General features: G+C 60.5%; 20 protein-coding genes. 15 read left to right on the plus strand and 5 right to left on the minus strand.

What is annotated here, in order from left to right; genetic code table 11:
* Positions 1-75: 75 nt before the first annotated feature.
* The 3 genes from AC1D1N_RS25965 to AC1D1N_RS25975 all read right to left on the minus strand — a co-directional run bounded on the left by AC1D1N_RS25965 (position 76) and on the right by AC1D1N_RS25975 (position 3687).
* Complete coding sequence (locus tag AC1D1N_RS25965; RefSeq protein WP_477351869.1) at positions 76-1110, minus strand: site-specific integrase; 1035 nt, start codon at positions 1108-1110, stop codon at positions 76-78.
* Positions 1107-2183 carry a hypothetical protein gene (locus AC1D1N_RS25970; protein WP_477351871.1) on the minus strand — a complete coding sequence of 359 codons (1077 nt, stop codon included), beginning with the start codon at positions 2181-2183 and terminating at the stop codon, positions 1107-1109. The genes AC1D1N_RS25965 and AC1D1N_RS25970 overlap by 4 nt, the downstream gene beginning before the upstream one ends.
* A 766-nt stretch (positions 2184-2949) precedes the next feature.
* The gene (locus tag AC1D1N_RS25975; RefSeq protein ID WP_112562186.1) at positions 2950-3687 is read right to left on the minus strand and encodes a fused MFS/spermidine synthase; all 738 of its coding nucleotides are present in this window, start codon (positions 3685-3687) and stop codon (positions 2950-2952) included.
* A gap of 254 nt (positions 3688-3941) precedes the next feature.
* On the opposite strand from AC1D1N_RS25975, the gene AC1D1N_RS25980 reads away from it, so the two are divergent.
* The 11 genes from AC1D1N_RS25980 (at position 3942) to AC1D1N_RS26030 (ending at position 15553) form a co-directional block, all read left to right on the plus strand.
* Complete coding sequence (locus tag AC1D1N_RS25980) at positions 3942-4253, plus strand: helix-turn-helix domain-containing protein (RefSeq protein WP_162712162.1); 312 nt, start codon at positions 3942-3944, stop codon at positions 4251-4253.
* Complete coding sequence (gene hyfB, locus AC1D1N_RS25985; protein ID WP_477351873.1) at positions 4250-6268, plus strand: hydrogenase 4 subunit B; 2019 nt, start codon at positions 4250-4252, stop codon at positions 6266-6268. The genes AC1D1N_RS25980 and hyfB overlap by 4 nt, the downstream gene beginning before the upstream one ends.
* Positions 6259-7215, plus strand: a complete 957-nt coding sequence (locus AC1D1N_RS25990) for a respiratory chain complex I subunit 1 family protein (protein WP_112562184.1) — start codon at positions 6259-6261, stop codon at positions 7213-7215. Before hyfB ends, AC1D1N_RS25990 begins: the two co-directional genes overlap by 10 nt.
* Positions 7215-7877 (plus strand): hypothetical protein, encoded by a 663-nt coding sequence (locus AC1D1N_RS25995; protein WP_006200993.1) that lies wholly within the window; start codon positions 7215-7217, stop codon positions 7875-7877. Before AC1D1N_RS25990 ends, AC1D1N_RS25995 begins: the two co-directional genes overlap by 1 nt.
* Positions 7874-9325 carry a hydrogenase 4 subunit F gene (locus AC1D1N_RS26000; RefSeq protein WP_112562183.1) on the plus strand — a complete coding sequence of 484 codons (1452 nt, stop codon included), beginning with the start codon at positions 7874-7876 and terminating at the stop codon, positions 9323-9325. The genes AC1D1N_RS25995 and AC1D1N_RS26000 overlap by 4 nt, the downstream gene beginning before the upstream one ends.
* 20 nt (positions 9326-9345) lie before the next feature.
* Entirely contained in the window at positions 9346-10860 is a 1515-nt protein-coding gene (locus AC1D1N_RS26005; protein ID WP_477351922.1) for a hydrogenase large subunit, read from the plus strand.
* A 12-nt stretch (positions 10861-10872) separates the two neighbouring features.
* Entirely contained in the window at positions 10873-11382 is a 510-nt protein-coding gene (locus AC1D1N_RS26010; protein ID WP_112562182.1) for an NADH-quinone oxidoreductase subunit B family protein, read from the plus strand.
* Between the two features lie 492 nt (positions 11383-11874).
* The gene (locus AC1D1N_RS26015; protein ID WP_112562181.1) at positions 11875-12306 is read left to right on the plus strand and encodes a potassium channel family protein; all 432 of its coding nucleotides are present in this window, start codon (positions 11875-11877) and stop codon (positions 12304-12306) included.
* Positions 12307-12513: 207 nt separating this feature from the next.
* On the plus strand, positions 12514-13482 hold the full coding sequence (locus AC1D1N_RS26020; RefSeq protein WP_477351875.1) for a GAF domain-containing protein: 969 nt from the start codon (positions 12514-12516) through the stop codon (positions 13480-13482).
* A gap of 143 nt (positions 13483-13625) precedes the next feature.
* Positions 13626-15143 (plus strand): aldehyde dehydrogenase, encoded by a 1518-nt coding sequence (adh, locus tag AC1D1N_RS26025; RefSeq protein WP_436261574.1) that lies wholly within the window; start codon positions 13626-13628, stop codon positions 15141-15143.
* Positions 15144-15208: 65 nt separating this feature from the next.
* On the plus strand, positions 15209-15553 hold the full coding sequence (locus AC1D1N_RS26030; RefSeq protein ID WP_477351876.1) for a DUF779 domain-containing protein: 345 nt from the start codon (positions 15209-15211) through the stop codon (positions 15551-15553).
* Between the two features lie 27 nt (positions 15554-15580).
* Here the strand turns inward: AC1D1N_RS26030 and hemN are convergent, their stop codons facing one another.
* On the minus strand, positions 15581-16930 hold the full coding sequence (hemN, locus tag AC1D1N_RS26035) for an oxygen-independent coproporphyrinogen III oxidase (RefSeq protein ID WP_477351924.1): 1350 nt from the start codon (positions 16928-16930) through the stop codon (positions 15581-15583).
* Positions 16931-17085: 155 nt separating this feature from the next.
* Between hemN and AC1D1N_RS26040 the strand changes: the two genes are divergently transcribed.
* Complete coding sequence (locus AC1D1N_RS26040) at positions 17086-17814, plus strand: Crp/Fnr family transcriptional regulator (RefSeq protein ID WP_112562304.1); 729 nt, start codon at positions 17086-17088, stop codon at positions 17812-17814.
* 2 nt (positions 17815-17816) lie between these two features.
* Here the strand turns inward: AC1D1N_RS26040 and AC1D1N_RS26045 are convergent, their stop codons facing one another.
* A complete protein-coding gene (locus AC1D1N_RS26045; protein WP_112562178.1) occupies positions 17817-18224 on the minus strand; it encodes a hemerythrin domain-containing protein in 408 nt (135 codons plus the stop codon).
* Between the two features lie 247 nt (positions 18225-18471).
* Here AC1D1N_RS26045 and ccoN point away from each other — a divergent pair, with 247 nt between their 5' ends.
* From ccoN to AC1D1N_RS26060, 3 genes are read left to right on the plus strand one after another with little or no spacing between them, the layout of a single operon-like run.
* Entirely contained in the window at positions 18472-20082 is a 1611-nt protein-coding gene (gene ccoN, locus AC1D1N_RS26050) for a cytochrome-c oxidase, cbb3-type subunit I (protein ID WP_112562177.1), read from the plus strand.
* Between the two features lie 11 nt (positions 20083-20093).
* Positions 20094-20825: a cytochrome-c oxidase, cbb3-type subunit II gene (gene ccoO, locus AC1D1N_RS26055; protein ID WP_436261576.1), complete on the plus strand. Its 732-nt coding sequence runs from the start codon at positions 20094-20096 to the stop codon at positions 20823-20825.
* A gap of 12 nt (positions 20826-20837) precedes the next feature.
* Positions 20838-20987: a cbb3-type cytochrome c oxidase subunit 3 gene (locus tag AC1D1N_RS26060; protein ID WP_112562175.1), complete on the plus strand. Its 150-nt coding sequence runs from the start codon at positions 20838-20840 to the stop codon at positions 20985-20987.

The raw sequence follows: 20987 nt of genomic DNA on the forward strand, positions 1-20987 counted from the left end.
CGATTGCCTCTGTATCCAAGGTCTCGCGACCAGGAGTGACAACAAGCTCGATTTAGACCGCTACCCGTGCCCGCCCTACAGCACCGCGCCTGCGGCGTTGTCGGTGAACAAATCGCCTACGCGGACATAGCGGGCGAGCATGACATCGGAGGCGTGGCCAGTGGTGCGACGGATGGATAGCGTGCTGACGCCCGCGATCACGGCGCTGGTGGCAAGACCGGCGCGAAGGCTGTGGCCACTATAGGCGTTAGGATCGAAACTAGCGGCCTCGGCTCTATGCTTGACGATAGCGCTGACGGCCTCCCCGGAGAGGCGCTGGTTGGCGATATGGCCATGTCGGTTGAGGCTGCGGAAGATCGGCCCATCCTCGATCCCGGCGTAGTCGAGCCATTCCGTCAGGTGCTTAACCGGGCACCAACGGGTTCGCCCAAACGGGACACCGATCGTCCTGCCTCGGCCTTCCTGATCGGTCTTGGAGCGGCGTAGTAGGACGACGAGACCCTGCCGCACATGTTCGATGTCGGCAACGTCGAGGCCGACCAGTTCGGAACGGCGGAAAGCTCCGGCGAACCCGATCAACAGCAGAGCCTTATCTCGCACATCCTTGGGACTATCGCCCATCTGCTCCAGCATCTGGAAAAGGTCGTCTTTCAGGATCGGCCTCGCCTCGCGTTGGGCTGTACCGAGGGTACGTCTGATACCCCGCATCGTCGCCCGGACGACTTCGTTCTTCGTCGGATCATCCGCGCCCGTCGCGGCATGGGCTTTAGCGATGGCGGCCAATCTTCGCTGGATCGTCGCCACCAAGCAGGTGACGGCGCATTCGGCCAGATACTCTGCCACAATCTCGGACGTCGAGGGGATGGAGCGTCCAGTACCTTCGTAGTGAGCGAGGTCGGACCTGTAGGCGCGTTTTGTGCCCTCCGAAAGAGAGTTGTTGATCAGACGCCGGACAGCCTCTGGCTGAGCCTGTTGCGGGATTGACGAGCCGTCTGGTGAAGTCGTGCCCCCCAGATCAATGGCCGTAGCGGTGCGTCGATTGTTAGTGCAATTAACTGCACTAAATGCCGAAACCATTCCAACCGATCCGATGCGATCTGACCACGTCATGGCGTGCGATCTCCCGCCACTTCCGTTCGGCATTGAAGAAGAAGCACCAGATGGTCTCTGATGACCTCCAGCGCCTCCTGAGCGAGCGTTTCAGGAAACCCGAAGAATGTGAGATGGGCGACCTCGGCATCGCGTAAGATCAACCCCGCGCCGGGGTAGCTCAGCCGTCGATCAACGACATGACCTTCGGCTCTGAACACGAGGTGCCCAACAAAATCGGCATGGGCACTTACTGGCAGATGGTTGTGCATCATTTTGCGCAGGGCCGCACACTGATCCGCAAACATGGCGAGCGCCCGCCGACCAAGGCGTGTGTGCATGTCAAAGGCATAGTCCGACCAGCCTCGGATCGGGGTTGGCTTCTGCAATTCGTTCGGCTGGACTGCCACCGGTCCCCGACTAGCCGTTAGCCAGACTAGGGGAAGGGTTAGCGGGTGCCCCTCGTCGGTGCGTGTGCTTCCGAGGCGGGCGACTTCAAGTACATTCTCGGGGATGCCGAGATGACGATATATGTCTAGTAAGGCGGCGAATGATCCCGCGACCTCTGGCAACGAGTAAGCTGGAAACCTTTTCGTTCCTGCAATCAGCCACGCCGCCAATGTCCTCTCGGCAAGATGCCGGGCGGGATCGGCCACGATGTCGCAAAGTTGGTGCGAGGAGTGGTCGAGAAATTCGGTCCGTTGCCGCCGCAAGCGTGGATGCAGATCGGCGGTAACGAGCAGTTCGCAAGCGTCTCTAGATTTCGGCGAGGCACACAGGCGGAGCATGAGACGTGACGCAACATCCCAGTCGCCACCATGTTCCGCTCGCCAGCTTTTCCGGGTCGAACTGACCAACACTTCCTTTACGAGGTCAAGATCACCGATGCCGATGTCCTCAAGGGCGATGACCGCCGCCCGTCTCCAGAAGCGGTCGGCATGACCGTCGAGCAAGAAGCTGGTCGCCGCTAGAGCAATCGTCTGATGGCCCCGCCGAATGGCCTTTTGCAATGCCGAAGTCGCCAGCCACGCATCGGATAGGTGCCGCGAAGTATCTGGCCGCTTGACAGGCGGTTTAGGATCGAACAAGTCCATGAATTTCCTCTCTTTTTTGAACCTGAGAGGATGGTATCGCGTGGCTGCGCCACGTCATTCGATTTGCTTCATTTCTTCGACAAATTCGATATGGAAAGGCCCACGCGATGGGACACCGAGGTGGGCGTCGAGTAGTCAGCGAAGAAAAGCTTGATTTGACTGTGTTTAAGCCGATCAACAGCGCTCGCAGGGTGGCTGTCCGGCAATCTGTCCTTCGTATCCGGGACAGCGGATGGGACAATAAGGTGCTATGAGGCGTTAGACAAAGCGGAAAAAAGCCTTTTCAGACAATTGACCGCGTTCGGCAGGTTAGACAACGCAAACCGTTGAAATCCCTCAAAAGCTGTGCTCCTGTCGGGATCACCAACGTTTTCAAATACTTAGCGAAATTGTCACCGTACTTTTTTGCGAAGTTTTTGCGAAATAAGTACGGCGAATTTCGTGGACCTTCAGACTCCGGACACGCAGCTTGCCGGGTCGTGAAGACCGCCTACTCATTCGACGCTCCCTTGAACATCGTGGTCAGTCTGCCGATTTCCTGGTCAGAAGCCTTGATCCCAGTCAAGAATTCGGTGAGTGCTGTTACTAAACTCGACATCGGCTATTTGCGCTTCGCCACCCGCAGTCTGTATTGACGCGCGCCGGCCGTTTGGGTCCAGGAGACTTCCGCTACGCCAATAGTAGAAGAATGCCTCTTAGTGGCCTTGCGATGTAGCGGTCTCCCGCTACCACACTTCCCCAAGATGATCCCTGGCCGTCATGCTTTTCAGCGGCGCAAAAGCCAAGGCCTGAACGCCAATAAACTTAGGTCTCGCGCGATCTCATCCGCTCCGACCGAGGGTGGCATGTGCAAGGCTGGCTGTACGAGATTGCGCACCTTGCCGGCCATGACAATCGCGTTGCGATCCGACACGCCGCGAACATCGAGCAGCCTTACGTCAGCCCAAACATTGTTCAATTTTGCGGCAACGCGATCAGGCATCAGATCAAGGTCATGGCCCGCATGAACATTGGCGAACAAACAGCCGGAAGCATTTTTTAGGCGTGTCTGAACAAGGCCGAAAAATGTCTCGGCGCATAGGTGTTCTGGAATGCGTCTTCCGGAGTACGCATCGAGGACAATCGCGTCGTAGCGATGCCGGTCGGCACGCAGGAAATTGCGCCCGTCAGCAACATGACAATCGACCTCACGAGGAAGCCCGAAATACTTGTGAGCGATCCGAAAGGCGCTTGGATTGATGTCAACTATCGTCACGTGCACGCCGGCTCTGTCCAACATAGTGGCCAGACTGCCGCCGCCACAACCGATCATCAACACATCCGATGCTTGCATTTGCGCGAGAAGGCCAAAGATCGCGTGTATGTAAGGGACGACACTTACGCCATCTGGGTCGCACTCGCTTTGATAACAGCCACCCTGCCGATAAATGAACGAGCCGGTGTCCTTCGCGCGAAGAACTTCGATATTGCCGAAATCGCTGTGATATTTTGCTATCCGGATCATGATTTAGCCATCGTAGCCAGGGTTCCAAATCCTGAAATTCAACCAAGCATGGTCTTGATCTTGAGGAAGGCCTTTGAGGGCTGAGGTCCTTCAACGGTGCGCGCCCCGGCTTGCGCCGTCTGCCTGGAATAGCCAGCCATGAAGGACTGACGTCAAAAAATGATATCTAAAACATCATTTATTGACTGTAGCACATTTCAATGTATGCTGCAACGCGTAGGGCTTATGTCTCAGAGCTGAGAAAGGGGCGATTTGTGATAACTGCTCCGCAGTTGCGCGCCGCCAGGGCGCTGCTCGGCATCGATCAGCGCAGACTTGCCGAATTGTCCGGCCTTTCGGTGCCGACAATTCAGCGCATGGAAGCCAGCGAGTGGATGATCCGGGGTAATGTCGATTCCCTGATGAAATTGATCGCAGCGCTTGAGGCTGCCGGCATCGAGTTGATCGGGGAAGGTGCGACCAGCCAGGCTGGCGGGCGTGGGGTGCGGCTCAAGGTGGGCTTCAACCCAGCCAGGATTTCCGGCGCCGACGATGCGGAGACCGGCTCCGGCGAGAGCCTGCCGTGACGCCGATCGTTGCCCTTCCCTTGTGGGGCGTCGCCGCGCTTCTGGGAACCGCCATATTGGCTGTCGCGGTCAGCCGGCGCGGTTCGGCGACACGTCTGGTCTATGGCGCAACGCTTGGCATCTCGGCCGCCCTGTTCGTGATCGTCACAAGCGCGCTGGCAGGCGATCCTGCCGGCGTCTCAACCGTCACGCTGCCACTTGGACTGCCATGGATCGGTGCTCACTTCCGTCTGGATGCGCTGTCGACTTTTTTTCTCGTCGTCGTCAACCTCGGCGGTGCGCTCGCCAGCCTCTACGGACTGGGCTACGGTCGCCATGAGGCTACTCCACACCGGGTGCTGCCGTTCTTCCCGGCGTTCCTTGCCGGCATGAACCTTGTCGTGCTGGCCGACGACGCCTTCACCTTCCTGTTGTGCTGGGAATTCATGTCGCTCGCGTCGTGGGCGCTCGTCATGGCGCACCATCGAGAACAGGACAATACGCGGGCAGGTTACATCTATCTGGTGATGGCAGGCTTCGGCACGTTGGCGCTGCTGCTCGCCTTCGGTCTGCTGGCCGGACCGGCCGGAACCTACACATTCGACGCGATGCGTGCCGGCGAGCCAAGCCGGTTCGTCGCCGCCGCGGTTCTTGGCCTCATGCTACTCGGCGCCGGCTCCAAGGCTGGCCTTGTCCCTTTGCATGTCTGGCTGCCGCTCGCGCATCCGGCGGCGCCGAGCCATGTCTCCGCCCTGATGAGCGGCGTCATGACCAAGGTCGCCGTCTATGGCTTCATACGCGTCGTTTTCGACCTGCTCGGCGAGCCGGCCTGGTGGTCGGGTGTCGTCGTGCTCTTCCTCGGCGGCCTGACCGCGGTTCTCGGCATCCTCTACGCATTGATGGAAAAGGATCTCAAGCGGCTCCTCGCCTACAGCACGATCGAAAACATCGGCGTCATCTTCATAAGCCTTGGCCTCGCGCTTGCCTTCAAGGCGAACGCGATGCCGTTGGCTGCGGCGCTGGCGCTTACCGCCGCGCTGTTCCACGTTCTCAACCATTCCTTGTTCAAGAGCCTGCTGTTTTTCGGCGCCGGCGCCGTGCTCACGGCGACCGGCGAGCGTAACATGGAGAAACTGGGCGGTCTTATCCACCGCATGCCGCTGACCAGTTTTGCCTTTCTCGTCGGCTGCGTTTCGATCTCCGCGCTTCCGCCCTTCAACGGTTTCGTCTCCGAATGGCTGGCCTTCCAGGCCATCCTGCAGAGCCCTGACCTGCCGCAGTGGGGTCTGAAGGTCATGGTGCCTGCCGTTGGTGGCCTGCTGGCATTGTCGGCGGCGCTGGCGGCGGCATGTTTCGTGAAGGCGTTCGGAATTACATTTCTCGGCCGGCCCCGGACCGCCGTGGTGGAGCGTGCGCACGAGGTCGATCGCTATTCGCTCGCGGCAATGTTCATCCTCGCGGCACTTTGCCTGCTTGCCGGCATTCTGCCGGGCCTCGTCATAGACGGTCTTTCACCGGTAACGCTTTCGCTCATCGGCAACCGCATGCCGGTGCAGATGGCCCAGCCCTGGCTGTCGATCGTACCGATCGCCGAGAGTCGCAGCTCCTACAATGGCCTGCTGGTGTTCCTTTTCATCGCTGCTTCCGCATCGGTCGCGGCAGTCGTGATCCACCGCTTCGCTTCGCATGCGCTCCGCCGGGCCCCCGCCTGGGGCTGTGGTTTCCCGGACGTTACGCCGGCCGCGCAATACACGGCAGTCAGCTTCGCGCAGCCCATTCGCCGCGTCTTCGGCACATTCGCGTTCCGGGCCAGGGAAACGGTAGAGATGCCACCGCCCGGCGCGACTGGCCCGGCGCGTTTGACTGTCGAAATGCACGATGTGGTCTGGGAGGCTTTTTATCAGCCGATCGCTGGCGCCATCGATTTTGCAACCCTGAGGCTGAATCGCCTGCAGTTCCTGACCATTCGACGCTATCTGACTCTCGTTTTCCTCTATCTCGTCACCTTGCTCACGGTGCTCGCGCTATGGCCCTGATCCTTCAGTTGGCTGTCCAGGGCGCACAGATGATGCTCGTGCTTTTGCTTGCACCGCTGCTGACCGGCTTCGTGCGCAAGGTGAAGGCGAGACTGCTGCGGCGCCAGGGGCCTTCCCTGATCCAGCCCTACCGCGATCTGTTGCGGCTTATGCGTAAGGAAGTCGTCCTGGCGGACAACGCATCCTGGCTGTTTCGCGTCATACCCTACCTGATCTTCGCCGCCACCTGGGTCGCTGCCGCGCTCATCCCGACATTCGCAACAGGCCTCACCTTCAGCTGGACCGCCGATCTGATAGCCATCGTCGCGCTGCTTGGCAGCGCACGCTTCTTCCTAGCTCTTGCAGGGATGGATGTCGGCACCAGTTTCGGCGGCATCGGTGCAAGCCGCGAGGTCATGATCGCTTCGCTGGCCGAGCCCGCTATGCTTCTGATCGTGTTCAGCCTGGCGCTCGTCGCCGGCGCGACACAACTTTCCACGGTCGCCACCTTCATGAGTTCACCCGAGGTTGGTCTGCGGGTATCGCTCGGCATGTCGCTCATCGCCCTCGTAATGGTGGCGATCGCCGAAAACGCCCGCATACCCGTCGACAATCCGGCGACCCACCTGGAACTGACGATGGTCCATGAGGCGATGATCCTGGAGTATTCCGGCCGCCATCTAGCGATGATCGAGTTCGCCGCATTCCTCAAGCTGCTGCTCTATGTCTCGCTGATTTCCTGCGTCTTCGTTCCCTGGGGACTGGTGACTGCCCAGCCCGGGCCGGCGTCCTACGGTCTGGGCGTCGTCGCCTATGTCGGCAAGCTTGCCGTCTGCGGCATTCTCCTTGCCGTATTCGAAACCGCCATCGCCAAGATGCGTGTCTTCCGCGTTCCGGATTTCCTCGGCGCGGCGCTCATGCTTGCCCTGCTCGGCACACTCTTGCTGTTCGTCTCACGGAGCCTTTGATGAACGGTCTGACCTTCGACATCGCTCATCTGCTTGCCGGCGGCCTGGTGCTGGTCAGTTTCATGATGCTGTATCAGGATCGCCTCTTTGCGCTGATCAACGTGTTTGCATTGCATGCGGTCGTCCTCGCTCTGTCCGTGGCCTGGCAGGCATACATCCAGGACGCCCATCATCTCTACGTGACCGCCGCGATCGCCCTCGTGTTCAAGGCGATCGTCATTCCCGTCGGGCTTCACCGCATTATTCAGCGGCTCGGCATCCATCGCGACATCGAGACCGCCGTCGGCATCGGTCCGACCATGCTGGCGGGAATTGGTCTGGTGACGCTCTCCATGGTCCTGATGCTGCGGGTCACCCCTGAGGCCGATCCGCTGGCACGCGAGGATCTGGCCTTCGCGCTGTCCATCATTCTGCTCGGGCTGCTGGTGATGGTCACCCGCCGAAATGCAGTCAGCCAGGTTGTCGGCTTCATGTCGCTCGAGAACGGCCTGGTGCTGGCCGCCACGGGCGCCAAGGGCATGCCGCTGGTCGTCGAGATCAGCGTCGCTTTCTCGATTCTGATCGCCTTCATCGTCATCGGCGTCTTCCTGTTCCGCATCCGCGAAAGGTTCGACTCGGTGGATGTTGGTGCGCTTGACGACTACCGGGGAGAACGCCGTTGACTGGGTTTTCCTTCGATGCGGTGGCCGCCATTTTGCTGATACCGCCAGCGGCTGCGGCACTCATGGCCATGCTACCGAACTATCGGGTGACGGCACGCCTGAATGTCGTCGCCAGCTTCCTGACCTTGCTTGCCGCGCTGTCGCTTCTTGTCACCGACCGGCCGCAGCCGGGGCAGTATCTGCTGGTCGACGATCTCAACATCGTTTTCATCGTGCTCAACACATTCGTCGGCTTCACCACCAGTGTGTTCAGTGCCTCCTACATTGCGCACGAGTTGGACACCGGCCGGCTGACCGCAACGAACTTGCGGTTCTACCACGCCATGTACCAGGTCATGATGTTCGGCATGAACCTGGCGTTCGTATCGAACAACATCGGTCTGATGTGGGTGGCGGTGGAGCTTGCCACGCTGACCACCGTGCTCATGGTCGGCATCTATCGCACTCATGAAGCGCTGGAAGCCGCCTGGAAATATTTCATTCTGGGAAGCGTTGGCATTGCGCTCGCCCTCTTCGGCACCATTCTCGTCTACATGGCCGCACAACCAGTGGTCGGCGAGGGCACGAACGCCATGGTGTGGACCGTGCTGATCGAGCATGCCGCCCGCTTCGACCCGGCTCTGCTCAACGTCGCCTTCGTCTTTCTGCTGCTCGGCTACGGCACCAAGGTCGGCCTTGCCCCCTTGCATGCCTGGCTGCCCGACGCGCATGCGGAAGGCCCAACGCCGATTTCCGCGGTGCTGTCGGGCTTGCTGCTGAATGTCGCGCTCTATGCCGTGCTGCGCTTCAAGCTGTTGCTGGCCGCAAGCCCGCAGGCGATACCCCCGGGACCGTTGATGGTCACGATGGGGCTCACCTCCCTCATCTTCGCCGCTTTCATGCTCTACCGCCGCCGCGACATCAAACGCCTGTTCGCCTACTCTTCGATCGAACATATGGGCATCATCGTCTTTGCTTTCGGCATGGGTGGTCCGCTCGCGAACTTTGCAGGCCTGCTGCACATGGTCATGCACAGTCTGACCAAGTCGGCGATCTTCTTTGCGGTCGGCCACATCGCGCAGGTCAAGGGGACACAGAAGATCGCCGACATAAGAGGGCTGACGGAAAGCCATCCCGGGCTTGGCTGGGCGCTGGTCATCGGTGTCGTCGCCATCGCCGGCCTGCCGCCGCTCGGCATCTTCATGAGCGAATTCCTAGTCGTGAGTTCGACTTTTGCCAGGCAACCGCTTCTGGCGATCCCTTTGGTGTTCGGGCTTCTGCTCGCCTTCGGCGCCCTGCTGCTGCGGCTGACCGGAGTCGCCTTCGGCGAGCCGCGCGGCAGCACCGCGCCCGTCGAGGCATCCTACGTGCCGATGTATTCCCATCTGGCGTTGGTATTTGGCGCCGGCGTATATCTGCCATCGCCCCTGGTCACGTGGTTTCAGCATGTCGCGGCCATTCTGGGATGAAGCGGATGAGCAAAAGTAGCATGCCGGCGCTGGTCGACCTCATCGAGGCCGGCCGCTCTGCCAAACATCACGCGCCTTCAAGGCGGGCCGTGGTGGCCCCGAAAATCTGGAGCCTTGCCGTCGACCAGCTCGCTGAGGGCCGCTGGAGCCTCCTCGGCCTCTGGGGGGAGCCGAACACCGTCCACATGGCGCTTCTCGACGAGGTTCGCGACATCGGCGTCATTAGTCTGCAATGCCTTGGCGGCCGCTACCCATCGGTCGGCCAGCGGCATCCGCCCGCTTTGCGGCTTGAGCGTGCTGCCGCGGACCTTTTCGGGTTGCTGCCGCAGGGGCTTCCCGATACCCGTCGCTGGCTTGACCATGGCCATTGGGGGGGCAGCCATCCCCTGGCGACTCGGCCACAGCCTCCAGCCGCGGCGTCTTCCTACCGCTTCCTTGCCGCGGACGGCGACGGCCTCCACCAGATTCCGGTCGGGCCCGTGCATGCCGGCATCATCGAGCCTGGGCATTTCCGATTCACCGCAAGCGGCGAAACGGTGGTGCGGCTGGAAGAGCGTCTCGGCTATGTTCACAAGGGCATAGAAGGTTTGATGGCGGGTTCGCCCGTCGATCGCGCCGCCGGACTGGCAGGCAGGACCTCCGGCGACAGCACAGTAGCCTATTCGCTTGCCTTTGCCCGCGCGGTCGAAGCAGCGCTCGGTGTCGAGGTCCCGCCGCGTGCCCTCTGGCTGCGGGCACTGATGGCCGAGATGGAGCGGCTTGCCAACCACCTCGGCGATATCGGCGCCATCTGCAATGACGCGGCCTTCGCACTTATGCACGCCCATTGTGGCGTGCTGCGCGAACGCGTTTTGCGCGCCAGCGATGCCGCCTTCGGCCATCGTTTGATGCGCGATTGCATCGTGCCTGGAGGGGTGGCGAGCAACCTGCGCGAGGAGGGAGAGCGTGCGGTTCGGTCGGTGATCGCGGAGATCAGGCAACGCTTTCCTCGCCTGATTGAACTCTACGACAACACCGCCTCTCTGCAGGACCGCACCGTCGGAACCGGCCGCCTCAAGGTGGAGCTTGCCCGGCAATATGCAGCCGGCGGCTATGTCGGCCGCGCCTCCGGCCGTCACTTCGATGCGCGGCGCAGTCCGGGCTACCCCCCTTACGACGAACTGACTTTCGACGTACCTGTCCTTGAGGAGGGCGACGTGAATGCCCGCGTCTGGATCCGCATTCGCGAAGTCGAGCAGAGCTTGTCGCTGGTCGAGCAGATCCTGCAACGGCTGCCGGGTGGCGCCGCGGCGCGCGCCAATGTCCCCTCTACGAACGGCCCGCGTGAAGGTATGGCGCTGGTCGAAGGATTCCGCGGCGACATCCTGGCCTGGCTGCGCATCGGCAAAGGCGGCCTGGTCGAGCGCTGCCACTTGCGTGACCCGTCATGGTTTCAATGGCCGCTTCTTGAAGCGGCGATCGAAGGCAACATCGTTGCCGACTTTCCGCTCTGCAACAAGTCGTTTAACTGCTCCTATTCCGGCCATGATCTCTAAAGGCACGCCATCATGCGCAAGCTTCTCTTCGACAGCCTGATACGACCCCCGCTCACCGAGCGCCCACCCTTGGCACGCGAAGCCGCGATCGACGAGCTCGCCCACGCCCTTGATGGTGCCGCTCGCAAACGGCTGGGACGTAGCCTGTCGATCCGGGCGGTCGACGCCGGTTCCTGCAACGGTTGTGAACTCGAAATGCACGCGCTCAACAACGCTTTCTACGACATCGAGCGCTTTGGATTCCGTTTCGTCGCGTCGCCGCGCCATGCCGATGTGCTGCTTGTCACAGGGCCGGTCACAAAGAACATGCGCGAGGCATTGAAGAGGACCTGGGATGCGACACCCAACCCCAAATGGGTAGTGGCACTCGGCGACTGCGCCAGGAACGGCGGCTGTTTCGCCGGCAGCTATGCCGTCGTGGGCGGCGTGTCGGAGGTGCTGCCTGTCGATCTGCATATTCCAGGCTGCCCGCCGCCCCCAATCGAGATTCTGAAGGGTCTGCTCGCCTTGATTGAGGTGTGAATGCAACGACTGGTGCGCGGCAACGAAGAAGATAACGCAGATCATCTGAACGTGGGGAAAGGCGGTAGCGCTCTACCGACCCGAACCCCCGAACACGTTTGAAGCCGTTAGTCCTTCCCGATCATCAGTTCCGAAAGCATGCGTCTGGCTGAAAGCGTGGGCCAAGCGACAGTGCGAAGCTCCGATTCCTTCTGTCGTGAGCGACCGGCGTCGAGCAATCTGTAGGTCACAGGTTCGATTCCTGTCTGGATCGACATTATTTTCAATCACTTAGCGAACTACCGCCGTACTTTTCTGGGAAATAAGTACGGCGAATTTCGAGGACCTTCAGACTTTGGGCACGCCCTAGGGACGAAATGGCCGAAATCTGAGATTCAGTCTGAAGAGTGGAGTGTCAGCTTTTGGCCAGAGCTTCCGCGCTTTCAAACCTCCGCCGGTATTGAGATTGATCTCGCACAAGGACGAAAGGCTCTCGACGGCTACATTCCGCGCATGATTCTCAATCTGCTCATCGGCACTGTCGTTATAAGCCTGACGGTCTTGATCCATACCTTTGGTCTGATCGCCGTCACGCACGCGATGGGCCACCTGGTCGCCCGATTTCGCATGCATGGGCGCCGCAGCCGCATCGTCGCGATGATCAGCGTCGTTATGGGGCTCTTCACCGTCATGACCGCAGAGGTGTGGCTCTGGGCAGGACTGTACCGGTTGCTTGATATCTTCGCCGATTTCGAAACCGCACTGTACTTTTCGACCATCACCTTCTCGACGGTCGGCTACGGCGACATTGTGCCGGCCCATGCGTGGCGTGTCCTGGCGGCGCTCGAGGGCGTAAACGGGTTCTTGCTCATCGGCTGGTCGACCGCCTATCTGGTCGCGGCAGGCACCCGCATCGGCCCATTCAAGGCCGGCGAACATTTCTGACCGCAGCCGATGCTCGGGTTTGCTCCAGATCAATGAACGCGCGCCATTCTGTTGGTAGGCTTTCTCGATGGAGCAGCCGTCGATTGGCCAATGATGGGCAAGAGGGAGAGATCTGCGTCTACTTCTTTCGACGAATTGACTATGTGCTGATCGAACCGCAGACCGGTTCGGACCGGGAGGAACGACACCAGGGCTGGGAGGACAAGTATGGGCGAAGATCTATACGGTCATCATGCTGACCGCATCCAGGCCGCGATCGCCTCGGACGCTGCAGCGAAGTCCGCGCTGGTTGCCTCCTGGCGCCGGTCTTCCAATTTGCATCGGCTCGATCCGGCCGACTGTAGCCCCCCACATTATCTGACAGAGGCGGAACTGGGGGAGGCCCGGCAACATCTCGAACCACTCATCCGGGTTGCCCAATCGAGTCTCGACCGTCTCTATTTGGCGGTAGGCGGCGTCGGATGCTGTGTCCTGCTCGCTAATCGTGACGGTGTGCCGGTCGAACGGCGCGGCGCGCCCGTCGATGACGAGACGTTTCATTCCTGGGGTTTGTGGACTGGTTCCGTCTGGAATGAGGAAAGCCAGGGGACCAACGGAATCGGCACCTGTCTGGTCGAGCGGCGCGCACTGACAATCCACCGTGACCAGCATTTCCACACGCGCAACACGGGCCTGAGCTGCACCACTGCTCCGATCTACGATCATGAGGGGGATCTTGTAGCCGCGCTTGACGTCTCCTCCTGCCGGGCAGATCTGACCGAAGCCTTCGCCAATCTCATTTCAGTGGCCGTGACCGACGCGGCGCGTCGGATCGAGGCGGAGAATTTCAGGATGGCGTTCCCCAAGGCGCGAATTCTTTTGGCGCCGGTGACCGACAAGGGCTCCGGCGCGCTGATCGCGATTGATGCGGACGACCTTGTGGTCGGTGCGACCCGATCGGCTCGCCAGGCGCTTGGAATGACGCAACACTGTCTCGACAAGCCGATGCCTGCGGCCGATCTGCTCGGTTGGGCCCAAAGCGGCCCCGAAGTTCTCGCCGAGGCGGAGCGCGGCGTTCTCCAGCGGGCGCTTGCGCGGGCAGACGGAAATGTCTCCGCTGCGGCTCAGGCGCTTGGCATCAGCCGCGCGACGCTTCACCGCAAGCTCAACCGTTTGGATGTCCACCGGTCTCACTGACCTTCCAGGCTCTCGTGACTGTCGCAATTCTGCGACACATCATGCCCGACCGCGGTGACCGGTGGGGTGACAACTACAGGCGGAAATCGCAAGTCTCTTCCGAAGCGTCGCATCCCGCGACGTCAGCTTTGGGAGGAATGCACATGAACAAGGTTGAATTCTCACGCTCGGTCAAGGCGCCCTTCGACAAGCGCTATGGCAATTTCATCGGCGGCAAATGGGCCGAGCCGCAGTCCGGCCGCTACTTCGAGAACTACTCGCCGGTGAACGGTCGACTGTTGTGCGAGGTGGCACGCTCGGATGCCCAGGACATCGAGGCGGCCCTGGATGCGGCGCATGCCGCCAAGGACGCCTGGGCACGCACGAGCGTGGCCGAGCGCTCGCTCATCCTCAACCGCATCGCCGATCGCATGGAGGAAAACCTCGATCTCCTCGCATGCGCCGAAACCTGGGACAACGGCAAGCCGATCCGCGAAACGACCGCGGCCGACCTGCCTTTGGCCATCGACCATTTCCGCTATTTCGCCGGAGCCTTGCGTGGCCAGGAAGGCAGCCTTTCCCAGATCGACGACGACACCGTCGCCTATCATTTCCATGAGCCGCTCGGCGTGGTCGGCCAGATTATCCCCTGGAACTTCCCGCTGTTGATGGCATGCTGGAAGCTTGCTCCCGCGCTTGCGGCCGGGAACTGCGTGATACTGAAGCCTGCCGAACAGACTCCGGCTGCCATCTTGCTCTGGGCGGATCTTATCGGCGATCTGCTGCCGCCAGGCGTGCTCAACATCGTGAACGGCTTCGGCCTCGAGGCCGGCAAGCCGCTGGCATCCTCGCCGCGCATTGCCAAGATCGCCTTTACCGGCGAGACCACGACCGGCCGGCTGATTATGCAATATGCCAGCCAGAATCTGATCCCCGTCACGTTGGAACTGGGCGGCAAGTCGCCCAATATCTTCTTCAAGGATGTCGTCGCCGAGGACGACGATTTCTTCGACAAGGCAATCGAAGGCTTCGTCATGTTCGCGCTGAACCAGGGCGAGGTCTGCACCTGCCCGAGCCGCGCGCTCATCCATGAATCGATCTACGATACGTTCATGGAACGCGCCCTCAAGCGAGTCGAAGCCATTGTGCAGGGCGATCCACTGGATCCGGCGACGATGATCGGTGCACAAGCCTCGTCCGAGCAGATGGAAAAGATCCTGTCCTATATCGACATCGGCCGGCAGGAAGGCGCCGAAGTGCTGACCGGCGGTGCCCGCAATATGCTGCCCGGTGATCTGGCCGGCGGCTACTACGTTCAGCCTACGGTCTTCAAAGGCCATAACAAGATGCGCATCTTCCAGGAGGAGATCTTCGGGCCGGTGGTATCGGTTACGACCTTCAAGGACGACGACGAAGCGCTCAGCATAGCCAACGATACGCTCTACGGGCTCGGTGCCGGCGTCTGGACGCGCGACGGCAACCGCGCCTACCGCTTCGGCCGGGCAATCCAGGCCGGCCGCGTCTGGACCAACTGCTACCACGCCTATCCCGCGCATGCGGCCTTCGGCGGCTACAAGCAGTCCGGTATTGGCCGCGAGACGCACAAGATGATGCTCGACCACTACCAGCAGACCAAGAACATGCTGGTCAGCTATAGCCCCAAGAAGCTCGGCTTCTTCTGATCACCTGTTTTGGCCAATAGGCGCGGTCTTCCGGGGCCGCGCCACAATCTTGGAATGGAAAGGCCATGCAAACGAAGGTCACAGCGACCCCGGCAGCCCTTGACCTGATCGCGGAGATTGTCGCCGAGCACGGTCCGGTTCTGTTCCACCAATCCGGCGGCTGCTGCGACGGATCTTCGCCGATGTGCTATCCGCGTGCTGGCTTCATCGTCGGCGATCAGGATGTGTTGCTCGGCCACATCGGTAACGCGCCGTTCTACATCGGAGCTTCGCAATTCGAGGCCTGGAAGCATACCGATCTCATTATCGACGTAGTGCCAGGCCGCGGCGGCATGTTCTCACTAGACAACGGGCGGGAGAAGCGATTCCTGACGCGGTCGACGATCTGCGCTGTTCAGATCGGGATGTAGGCCTTCCCATCCGACTGTAGCCGATGCTCAGACCGCTACCGAATGCCTGGCCTTGCCGGTTTCGAAATATTTGTCGAACTTTGCCGCGATGCTCCTGACAAAGGGCCGGCTTTCGGTCGGTACGACGAAGCGGTCTCCGTCAAGCTCAAGCAACCGCGCAGGATCGTGGAGGGCCGTGGAACTCGCTTTGACGAGAAGTCTTTGGCCGGCATCACCAAAGCGCTCAACCAGGTCGATGGCCGAGAAGGCAAAGTCACACATCAGCCGCTCGATGACCCAACCGCGAACGCGGTCGTCGTCGGAAAACGCAATCCCACGGACCGCGGCCAACCCACCGTCTGCGACCATGCGCCCATACTCACCGGTCGAAGGCATATTCTGTGAATACCCTTGGCGAAACTGGCTGATGGACGACGGGCCAAGGCCGATTAGGGTTTCGCAGCGATCCTCGGTGTAGCCTTGAAAGTTCCGGTGCAAAGTCCCCGCGCGTGCCGCTAGGGCCAGCGCATCGCCCGGTCTGGCGAAATGGTCGAGGCCAACGGCTTGATATCCCGCGTTAAGCATCAGACAAGCGGCCAGTTGCGACTGAGCAAACCGCTCTGCCGAATCCGGCAGCCATGCCTCGTCGATCATCGTCTGATGTTTCTTGAACCACGGCACATGCGCATAGCCAAAAAGCGCTATCCGGTCCGGCTCCAGGGTCAGTGCCTGCGCGACCGTGGAGGAGACGCTCTCCCGGGTCTGGTGCGGCAGGCCATAGAGCAGGTCCAGATTGACCGATTCGACACCGCGCGAGCGAACCCCGTCCACAACCGCCTTGGTCTGCAGAAAGCTCTGCTCGCGGTTGATTGCCTTTTGCACCTTCGGATCGAAATCCTGGACGCCGAGGCTCGCCCTTGTCATGCCGATCTCGGCCAGTGCATCGAGGCGAGCATCGTCCATATCGTTGGGTTCGATTTCGACACTGATCTTTGCGCCGGGAACGAACGCGAAGCTGTTGCGCAGGACGGTTCCCAGCGCCACCATATCCTCGGGCTTGAGCATCGTCGGCGAACCGCCGCCGAAATGGACGGCACGCACGCGACCCTTGCCTGTGACAAGACTGGCGACGGTGGCGATCTCATCATGCAATGACCGCAGATACGCAGTCACCGGTTCGTAGTGGCGTGTCTGCTTGGTATGGCAGGCACAGAACCAACAGAGCTTGTCGCAGTAGGGGATGTGCAGATAGAGCGAGATCTCGGCGCCCTCTTCGAGCGCCTGCAGCCAGTCACGACAAACGGCAGCGTCAACGCTTGCATTAAAATGCGGCGCGGTCGGGTAGCTCGTATAACGCGGCACGTTCTCACCAAGTCTGGCAACTAATTCTGGCCGCATGTCTTTGTCCGCTCCACTTTGCATGGAGCGACATTGGTCACATTGGACGCCGGCAGCCTTGATTTCGGTCAAAGCACTCTACGGACAAACTGCCGCAAGGATTTTCCTGCCGCCGATGCTATCTTGCCAGCACTTTGGGTCCTCGGACGATCATGATGACAATGCGTCAGGATGTTCACAACGCTGGCATTCCCGTGCTTTGCCAGTCATGCGAAGCACGCCACCATGGCGTCTGCGGCGCGCTCGATCCTGATCAACTGGTGGGGCTGGCCAAGACCTCGTCGAAACACAAGGTTGAGCCGGGCGTAGAACTGATTGGCGACACCGAGACCGTCGACAGTTATTCGAACGTGCTTTCCGGCGTGGTGAAGCTCACAAAGAGCCTTTCAGACGGACGCCAGCAGATTGTCGGCCTCCAGTTCGCCCCCGATTTTCTAGGCCGGCCGTTCAAGGTAGAAAGCGCGATCAATGCCGAAGCCGCCACCGCCGTTTCCGTGTGTTCGTTTCCAAAGGCCGCCATCGAACGGATGATGAAGGAATCACCGGAACTCGAGCATCGTCTGCTCAAGCAGACGCTGAACGAACTCGACGAAGCCCGTGACTGGATGGTGACGCTGGGCCGCAAGAACGCTTCGGAAAAGGTGGCGAGCTTTCTCCTGATGATCGCCAGGAACATCGACCCCACGCTCGACCCAACCGCCCAGTCGACAAGCTTCGATCTGCCGCTGACCCGCGCCGACATCGCCGATTTCCTGGGTCTGACGATCGAGACGGTGAGCCGCCAGCTGACCAGGCTACGATCGGATGGCGTGATACGGATCGAGAACAACCGGGAAGTCACAGTCGACAACTTGACCCGGCTGCAGCGACGCTCTGGCGTCTAGGATCAATCGACGACCCCGATCATCGGCAAGACGTGCTCGCGTTCAAAGGCGATATGCCGGCGCAAGCTTTCGAAGAAGCCGCGCAGCATGAAGCCGACAGCTTCGGCATTGTCGACCGTCTCGCCATGGCCGATCGCCAGCAGGATTTCAGTCAACTCGCCGGCAAAACATTCATCCTCGACGTGTTCGGCGCGCAATCGCCGGATTGAAGCAAGGTTGGCGTTACCGCCGGAGGCAGCTTCATAGGCGGGAAAGATAATTGTTTCTTCGTACTGATGGATACTGCGCAACAACGGAACGATCGCGTTGGCCGCGCCAATACATTTCAGGCGATCGGCGGCCGGCAGCGCATCGGCGATCATTTCCAGGGCGTCACAGAGCCGCAGCTTTTCCCCATGGGCACGTTTCATCACCGCGCCAGGAAGGATCTCTCCATCGGACCGTCCGGCAGGCATGAAAATCTCACGGCGGGACAGTGATGATTTCCGCTCCTTCTCCCTGTTCAACGGAAGCCTCCTGATCTTTTTTCGAGATTGGACGCTGCCCAATCCAAAAGGACGTGGCTTTGACATGGATCAAGGCAGCCAGGCGGCGACTGCTGAATTGGTGTCAGGCGGATTGGCGTCCGCGCATCGGAATCGACGTCGGGGACATGTCATGAAGTTCGGCACGCAAATCTTCGCTTTGGCCCTTTTTACATTTGCGGCTCTTGTGGCTGCCGGGTTCGGTGTGGACGAGCCCTTCCGGCAGCATATGTGGGTGCTGTTCTTCGTGCTGCTGGGTTTTGTCGCCATCCTCATCCGCAACACGAATTTCGTAGTGCCCGCTCCGATCGACCCGTCCGCTTACATGGACGGCCCAATCCGCTACGGCGCCATCGCCACCATGTTTTGGGGTGTCGTCGGCATGCTGGTCGGCGTGGTCATCGCGCTGCAGCTTGCCTATCCCGATCTCAACATCCAGCCCTGGTTCAACTTTGGCCGTTTGCGGCCACTGCATACGTCGGGTGTCGTTTTCGCCTTTGGTGGCAACGCGCTGCTTTGCACGTCCCTCTATGTCGTCCAACGCACCTGCCGCGCCCGGCTGTTCGGCGGCGATCTCGCCTGGTTTGTGTTCTGGGGTTACCAGCTCTTCATCGTCATGGCCGCGACCGGCTACCTGCTCGGCATTACCGAGAGCCGCGAATACGCGGAACCCGAATGGTATGTGGACATCTGGCTTACCATCGTCTGGGTCGCCTATCTCATCCTATTCCTCGGCACGATCCTGAAGCGCAAAGAGCCGCATATCTATGTCGCGAACTGGTTCTACCTTTCCTTCATCGTGACCATCGCGATGCTGCATCTGATCAACAACCTGTCGATGCCGGCCTCCTTCCTTGGTTCCAAGAGTTACTCCGCCTTTTCCGGCGTCCAGGACGCTCTGACGCAATGGTGGTATGGCCACAACGCCGTGGGCTTCTTCCTGACCGCCGGCTTTCTCGGCATGATGTATTATTTCGTGCCCAAGCAGGCAAACCGGCCGGTCTATTCCTACCGTCTGTCGATCGTCCATTTCTGGGCAATCATCTTTCTCTATATCTGGGCTGGGCCCCATCACCTGCACTACACCGCCCTGCCCGACTGGGCGCAGACGCTTGGCATGGTGTTCTCGATCATGCTGTGGATGCCGTCATGGGGCGGCATGATCAACGGCCTGATGACGCTGTCGGGCGCCTGGGACAAGCTCCGCACCGATCCGATCATCCGCATGATGGTGATGGCCATCGCCTTCTACGGCATGTCCACCTTCGAGGGCCCGATGATGTCGATCAAGGCGGTCAATTCTCTGTCGCACTATACCGACTGGACCATTGGCCACGTTCACTCCGGTGCGCTCGGTTGGGTCGGCATGATCTCGTTCGGCGCGATCTACTTCATGGTGCCGAAACTGTGGAACCGTGAACGTCTCTACTCGCTGCGGCTCGTCACCTGGCACTTCTGGCTGGCGACGCTCGGCATCGTTGTCTACGCCGCCGTCATGTGGGTGTCCGGCATCATGCAGGGCCTGATGTGGCGCGAATACGACGAGCAGGGCTTCCTGGTCTACTCCTTCGCCGAAACCGTGGCCGCCATGCACCCCTACTATGTCATGCGCGCCATCGGCGGAGCCATGTACCTCTCCGGCGCTCTGATCATGGCCTGGAACATCGGCATGACCATTCTCGGATACCAGCGCGAGGAGGAGCCGATGCCCGGCTCTGTTCCCGCCCTTCACCCTGCCGAATAGGGAGCCAGAAAATGGCCTTGATGGACAAACACGCATTGATCGAGAAGAACGCTACACTGCTTCTCGTTGGCTCTCTTCTTGTGGTGACTGTCGGCGGCATCGTCGAGATCGCACCGCTCTTCTATCTCGACAACACGATCGAGAAGGTGGAGGGCATGCGGCCTTACTCGCCGCTCGAACTTGCCGGCCGCAACATCTATGTGCGCGAGGGTTGCTACCTCTGCCATAGCCAGATGATCAGGCCGTTCCGCGACGAGGTCGAGCGCTATGGACACTACAGCCTGGCGGCCGAGTCGATGTACGATCATCCCTTCCAGTGGGGATCGAAGCGCACCGGACCGGACCTCGCCCGGGTTGGCGACCGCTATTCGAATGTGTGGCACGTCGACCACCTTTCCGACCCACGTTCGGTCGTGCCGGAATCGATAATGCCGAGCTACGGGTTCCTGAAGGACACGCCGATCGACGTGAAGGGCTTCTCGACGCATCTGGTTGCCAACGCGCGCGTTGGCGTCCCCTACACCGAGGACATGATCGCGCAGGCCAACGCAGATCTTATGGCGCAGGCCGACCCGAACGCCGATAGTTCAGGCCTCGAGGCGCGCTATCCAAAGGCCAAGGTCGGCGACTTCGACGGCAATCCGCAACAGGTCACCGAAATGGATGCCCTCGTCGCCTACCTCCAGATGCTTGGCACGCTGGTCGATTTCAAGAACTACGACGAAGCCGCCGGATACCGCTGAGGAGTTTTATCCATGGATTACAATTTGATGCGGGAGTTTGCCGACAGCTGGGGTCTGGTTGCCATGGCGCTTTTCTTTGTTGGCGCTATCGCGTTTACCCTTCGCCCCGGCAGCCGCAAGCTGGCCGATGAAGCTGCCCGGATTCCCCTTGAGGATGAGTGA

This window comes from Mesorhizobium sp. P2_B5 (assembly GCF_056404775.1).